1 protein-coding gene is annotated in these 1,400 nt (G+C 56.4%); it reads right to left on the bottom strand.

The genetic code is table 11. The annotated features are described in order from the left end of the window. Positions 1–69: 69 nt before the first annotated feature. On the bottom strand, positions 70–1,239 hold the full coding sequence (locus KYK14_RS21860) for a DUF6268 family outer membrane beta-barrel protein (RefSeq protein WP_185281560.1): 1,170 nt from the start codon (positions 1,237–1,239) through the stop codon (positions 70–72). Positions 1,240–1,400: the final 161 nt, after the last annotated feature.

Genomic DNA, 1,400 nt, shown 5'->3' with positions numbered 1-1,400 from the left:
ATGACCACTGTTCTCACGTGATAAGGTCCTTCGCAAGCTCAGGATGACAACCCTCCTACCCTCCTACCCTTACTTCCCCATCGTTTTCTTCAGCAGCTTACGGGGAGGTACGATGAAGATTTCCAGGCTGGCGTAGGGAGCGCCGCCCAGCGTGTTGTCGATGATACGGGGGCGGGTACCGGCCCGAAACAGGCTGAAACCGCGGTTGCCATCGTAATCGAAGCCGTTGAAGGAGGCGTTGTAGCGGTAGCCACCTTCAATGCCAAACCACAGGAAATCGTAGATTTCACGCTCCAGGCGCAGACGGGGCCTAAACTCGGTTTCGCGAATGATGAGGGTCGTGAGGTTGTTGTTGGGTAGGGGCTCGCGCAGTTTGATATTGTAGTTGAGGCCATCCACGGAGTAGCCGCCCAGCAGCAGGGTTTTCTCGTTCACGTTGTACCGAAACGTGACGCGGGCCGGAAACAGCGACTCCACGCCCCAATGCTCGTTCCAGGTGCGGTTGTAGAGAATAACCGGGTAGATGCTCTGTCGCCCGAAGGTGTAGCTCAGCTGCGCCCCAATGCCCCAGGCAAACCGCGCACTGCGCTTCCAGCCGTAGATAAACTCACCCGACATTTTCAGGTAGTCGTTGAAGCTCAGGTCGCTGCTCTCGGAGGTGTAGTCGCCGTTCAGCTCGCCCTTCACGCGGGCCAAGTACCAATGCACCTCATCAATGGGGCGAATGGCGGCCAGCTGAGCGCCCAGGGTTTTCAGGCCCTTATCTTCCAGGTTGCGGTAGAAGGGTGAGGCATCGGGGTTCTTGAACTGAAACTCCTCGCGGTCGTAGTTCACGCCCAAAATCACCTTCAGGTGTGGGTGGTTCCACAGCGGCGCGTAGGCTTTGATGAAGGCTCGACTGTTTTTAGTGACGGTAGTCTTCGTGTTCACGTCGGCTACCCCCTCCGTGTTGCTTTTGGTCTTGGTCGTGATCTGGAAGTCGCTCAGACGTTCGATGTGGGCCACAATCCCTTTGCTGGGTCCCATCCCAATAACCGATGGCACAGCAAACTCGCGGGCTTCAGCCTCCTGTCCTACCTCGCTTATCCCAACACTATCGGAGGGGGCGGGGGCAGGAACGGGGTATACAGGCGTGCGCGGCGGCACTTCCTGCGCAACGGCGAAATGAAATCCCAGGCTTAGCCCCACGCTCAACAGCGTCGCCTTAGCCGGTAATTTCAGAGAATAGAGTAGCGTCATGTACGCGAAAATGAGCGTGTCCTACAAAAGAAAAGACGTTAAGTGTTGCTCTTAACGTCTTTTCCCGAAAAAGGGTACTGGTTGTTTCTGATTGTCATCCTGAACGCAGTGAAGGACCTTCTCAAGCCAGAACGAGTCGTTGCTACGCTAGCCGTTCTGGC

The organism is Hymenobacter profundi, assembly GCF_019334315.1.
Classification (GTDB): domain Bacteria; phylum Bacteroidota; class Bacteroidia; order Cytophagales; family Hymenobacteraceae; genus Hymenobacter; species Hymenobacter profundi.
Note: the sequence above shows the minus strand (reverse complement) of the source record. Positions and strands in the feature narration are given on the sequence as shown.